Annotated in this window: 4 protein-coding genes and 1 pseudogene; all 5 read right to left on the bottom strand. The window is 64.0% G+C overall.

All coding sequences use genetic code 11. The features are described 5' to 3' along the window. Positions 1-195, bottom strand: a pseudogene (locus tag G6N73_RS34680) (NAD(P) transhydrogenase subunit alpha); the annotation flags it as partial. Next, complete coding sequence (locus G6N73_RS34675; RefSeq protein ID WP_165034393.1) at positions 195-1,586, bottom strand: Re/Si-specific NAD(P)(+) transhydrogenase subunit alpha; 1,392 nt, start codon at positions 1,584-1,586, stop codon at positions 195-197. The gene G6N73_RS34675 and the pseudogene G6N73_RS34680, both read right to left, overlap by 1 nt. A gap of 52 nt (positions 1,587-1,638) precedes the next feature. Continuing rightward, positions 1,639-3,048, bottom strand: coding sequence for a pyruvate kinase (gene pyk, locus G6N73_RS34670; RefSeq protein WP_165034392.1), 1,410 nt, complete (start codon positions 3,046-3,048; stop codon positions 1,639-1,641). 82 nt (positions 3,049-3,130) lie between these two features. Next, positions 3,131-4,150, bottom strand: coding sequence for a 2-dehydropantoate 2-reductase (locus G6N73_RS34665; protein WP_165034391.1), 1,020 nt, complete (start codon positions 4,148-4,150; stop codon positions 3,131-3,133). 432 nt (positions 4,151-4,582) lie between these two features. Continuing rightward, positions 4,583-4,910 (bottom strand): hypothetical protein (locus G6N73_RS36600; protein ID WP_206079258.1); only part of this gene is annotated, 328 nt, incomplete at its 5' end.

Here is a 4,910-nt window from a genome sequence, read left to right as displayed (position 1 = left end):
ATAGTAGCCGACGAAGATGGCGAGCACGAAAATCGCGAATCGGAACACGAAGGGATCGATCACGCCGCCGGAGACGACATGGGCGGCGGCTGCGGCCGCATCACCCGCCGCCTCGGTGCTTTCAAGCGCCGCGCGCGCGGTGGCGACAGCCTGCTCGAGCTGGTCGAGCGCCTGTTCGAGAGCGGTCTTTTCCATCACGCGTCTCCCCTGTTCTTGCCGGGCACGATCGGCTTCTTGGCGGCTGACTTCCTGGCACTGTTCTTCGCGGCCGGATCTTCGCCACGATTCTGGCCGGGAACGACCGGCTTGGGCGCCGTCGGCTTCTTCGCGGCAGCCTTTTTCGGCGCGACATCGAGGCCGGGCTCGGCGCCCTTGGCAGCCTTCTTGACCGCAGGGTCGTCGCCGCGATTCTGGCCGGGAACGATCGGCTTGGGCGCGGCCGCTTCCTTGCCAGCGAAGTTCGGATGCACCACCCGGCCGCCATCGGTCAGCATGGTCGCCTTGACCAGTTCGTCGTCGCGATTGATCGCGAGCTGCTTCGTGCCCTTGTCGACCATGGTTTCGAGGAAGGCGAACAGGTTGCGCGCATAAAGCAGCGAGGCCGACGCCGCGACACGGCCCGGCACGTTGAGATGGCCGACGATCTTCACGCCGTTGTCGAGCGTGATCACCGCGCCGGGGACAGCGCCTTCGACATTGCCGCCGCGCTCGACCGCGAGATCGACGATGACCGAGCCGGGCTTCATGGATTGCACCATGGCGGCCGAGACCAGCTTCGGCGCCGGCCGGCCGGGAATGAGCGCAGTGGTGATGACGATGTCCTGCTTGGCGATGTGCTCGGCTGTCAGCGCCGCCTGCTTGGCCTGGTATTCCTTCGACATCTCCTTGGCGTAGCCGCCGGCGGTTTCGGCGGCCTTGAACTCCTCGTCCTCAACGGCGAGGAACTTCGCGCCGAGCGAGGCAACCTGCTCCTTGACGGCCGGGCGCACGTCTGTGGCGGTGACGATCGCGCCCATGCGGCGCGCCGTAGCGATCGCCTGCAGCCCTGCGACGCCAACGCCCATGACGAAGACCTTCGCCGCCGGCACCGTGCCGGCCGCCGTCATCATCATCGGCAGCGCGCGGTCATATTCGGCCGCGCCGTCAATGACGGCCTGGTAGCCGGCGAGATTGGCCTGCGAGGAAAGCACATCCATGACCTGCGCGCGGGTGATGCGCGGCAGGAACTCCATCGCGAAGGCGGTCACGCCGGCCTTGGCGAGCGCAGCAACCGCCGCGTCGTTGCCGTAGGGATCCATGATGGCGATGACGGCCGCGCCCGATTTGTAGCTTTTCAGCTCGGCTTCGGCCGGGCGGCGCACCTTGAGCACCACGTCCGCCTTCGCCGCGTCCGACGCCTTGCCGATCGTGGCGCCGGCCCTGGCGAACTCCTCGTCGGTGATGCGCGAAGCCAAGCCGGCGCCCGCCTCGACGATCACATCGAGGCCAAGCCCGGAAATCCGCTTCACCGTATCCGGCGAAGCCGCGACCCGCGGCTCGTTCGAATCCACTTCCTTCGGAACGAAGACAATCTGCGGAGTCGTCATTCGCTCTCCCCCGCCGTCCGATCTGCCATATCCGTGTCCAGCATCAGCTTCCTCACAGGATGACGATTCTGAGAATGTTGGTCGATCCGGCCTGGCCGAACGGAACGCCGGCGACGATGATCACCGTATCTCCCGGCCCGCCGATCCCCGCTTCCCGCATATGCACATGAGCCTGGTCGACCATCTCTTCATGTGAATGGATGTCCGGCGACGTCATGCTGTGACAGCCCCACAGAAGAGCCAGCCGCCGTGCAGTCTCCACGTTCGGCGTCACCCCGACGATCGGGTGTTCCGGCCGGTTCCGGGCGATGCGATAGGCGGTCGTGCCACGCGAGGTGAAGGCAACGATCGACCGCGCGTGGAGCCTCTCTGCGAGCTCGGCCGCGGCGGCACCCACGGCATGTTGCGGGTCGTTCGGCATGTCGAGCCTGAGGGCATGCAGGAGTTGCCCATAGGCCTCGTGCTGCTCGGTGCGGGCGATCACCTTGTGCATCGTCTCCACCGCCTCGACGGGATAGCTCCCCGAGGCGGACTCGGCCGACAGCATGACCGAATCCACGCCGTCATAAATCGCGGTCGCGATGTCGGACGCCTCGGCGCGGGTGGGTGTCGGAGTGTGAATCATGGATTCCAGCATCTGGGTGGCGACGATCACCGGCTTCCCGGCAAGCCGGCAGAGACGCACCAGATCCTTCTGGATAGCCGGCACGTCTTCCGGCTGCAGTTCCACGCCCAGATCGCCCCGCGCCACCATCACAGCATCGGAAAGACGGACAATGTCCGATATGGACTGAAGCGCGGCGGGCTTTTCAATCTTCGACATCACGCCCGCCCGACCGTCCACCAACGCCAGCGCCTCGATCACGTCGCTCGGCTTCTGGATGAAAGAAAAGGCCACCCAGTCGACGCCAAGCTCGAGACCGAATTCGAGGTCGCGGCGGTCTTTCCCGGTGATCGGGGAAAGCGAAAGGATCGTGTCGGGCAGGTTGACGCCCTTGCGGTCGGTTACCGCTCCGCCGACCGTCACGGTCGCTTCGATCGTGCCGTCGCCGACGCTTTCGGTAACCAGCCGCACCTTGCCGTCGTCGATCAGCAACCGGTGGCCGGGCATCACGGCTTCAAAGACTTCCTTGTGGGGCAGGCCTAATTCCTTCGGCGCCTTGCTCTCCGCCGCATGAACGAAGCGCACACGATCGCCACGTTGCAGGGCACGCCCGCCTGCAAGTGTTCCGAGCCTGATCTTCGGCCCCTGCAGATCCTGGAGGATCGCAATCGGGCGGCCGCTTTCCCGCTCCAGCACTCGGATCGCATCATGGCGCGCCTTGTGATCCGCATGTCCGCCATGGCTGAAATTCAGCCGGAAAACATCGACACCGGCCTCGAACAGACGACGGATCGTCTGCGGGTCGGAACTTGCCGGCCCGAGCGTGGCGGTGATCTTTGCGCGGCGATCGCGTATCATCTCGCTCTCATTGCTACGGCGCAGTCTGCGAGCGGGCCGGAATCGTCCGGTCCCGCTTCGTGGATGAGTATTAAGTGGAAACTCAGGACGCCAACCGCTGCGCGGCGGGCTGTCCTTCGGGGTATGTCGGATAGAGCCCTTTCACTCGTCCCATCTGCTGGGCGAGCGCCAGGACGCTGTCGATGAAAGGCGTGGCGATGCCGGCAAGACGCCCCATTTCCTGCACGGAGGTCAAAAGCGCATCGAGTTCGATCGGCCGCCCCTTGTCGACGTCCTGCAGCATGGAGGTGCGGTGGGCGCCGACACCGGCCGCGCCATCAATGCGCCGCTCGACGTCCACGCGGAAGGTAGCGCCGAATTGCTCGCCGATAGCCTGTGCCTCAAGCATCATGTTGCGCGCGAGTGTTCGCGTACCCGGATCGGTCGCAACAACATCCAACGTAGCCCCGGTGAGCGCCGAGATCGGGTTGAAGCAGAGATTGCCCCAGAGCTTGATCCAGACGTCATTGCGGATATCATCGTAAAAACGCGGCTTAAGGCCTCCGGCTTCCATCGCCGCCGCCAGCCGCTTCACCCGCTCGCTGTCGCTGCGGTCCGGCTCGCCGAGCCCGAACTGGTTGCCGTAGATATGCCGGACGACACCCGGTTCGGTGATCTCGGTTGCCGGATAGACGGTGGCGCCGATGACGCGCTCGGGGCCGATGGCCTTCCACTGCCGGCTGCCGGGGTCGACGCTTTCGAGGCGCAGGTCCGCAAATTGCGAACCGAGCCCATGGAAGTACCACCAGGGGACGCCATTCTGGGCGGTGACAACGGCAGTGCCTGGCCCCAGCAGCGGTGTCATTTGCTCGGCCGCATCCCACGCCTGATGCGCCTTGAGCGCGACAACCACATAATCCTGGGGACCGAAATCACGCGGATCGCTGGAGGCCGGCATGCGCTCCACGATCTCCTCGCCTTCCATGACAAGCCGGAGACCGTTCTGCTGAATGGCGCCAAGATGTGCGCCCCGCGCAATCAGCGACACTTCGGCGCCGCCGCGCTTCAGCATCACTGCCATGTAACCGCCGATGGCGCCGGCGCCAAAGATGCAGATCTTCATCCTTCCTCCTCCAGCTTTCAATGGCGGTTCCACCTTTGCGGCAAGGAACCTGCCCGTTCTCATTCCCCTTTTCGGTGCCCTTTGGCTCCTTTGATGAAGCAGTTTTCAGGGCCTTCTCACTTCGGCTATTAGCGCGTATTTGTGGCATACATAATTCCAGCAAAGCGAGAAATGTCAATGCGACATCTGGACACCTACAACTCTCCGGGTCAGGTGGCGGGCGGGAGGAGTGGACCGGGCTTGAGTGGCGGAGAAAATTCAGCGTCGGAACGGCGGCTGTAAGCGATCGCGACTCATCGTTCGGTTCGGCCGAGCGTATCGCGATAGTTCAAACTACGGCCGGATAAAACAAAGCCGGCCCTGAACGGGCCGGCCAACGCCGAAAAGAGAACTTGGATTTGTCGGATACGCTCCGAGGCAACCGCCTCAGGACTACCTGACGTTGTTGAACCGCATCGGATCGATGCCAAGCCGGCGCAGATCGCGCGCATTCGGTCGGCGGCCCGTCTCCAGGGCGGCGGCGGCATTGATCGCGCTGCCCATCATGTTGAAGAATTCACCGATCCCGGTGCTGCGAATGATCTTGCTCATGGTCTTTCCCTCAGATTGTGCACCGCTGTATGTATGATGTCTTTGAGCCGTCAGCGAGAGGGACTGGCGCATGCGAGCCATGCATGCAACGCAAAGCTTGAGGCGTCTGAAAGAAGGACTGCTAAACCGATCCGCTAGCCAGCCATTATCGAACGCCACCTCAAGGTCG

Source organism: Allomesorhizobium camelthorni (genome assembly GCF_011045125.1).
In the GTDB taxonomy this organism is placed as follows: domain Bacteria; phylum Pseudomonadota; class Alphaproteobacteria; order Rhizobiales; family Rhizobiaceae; genus Allomesorhizobium; species Allomesorhizobium camelthorni.
The sequence above is the reverse complement of the archived record's forward strand: the minus strand, read 5'-3'. Positions and strand labels throughout refer to the sequence as shown.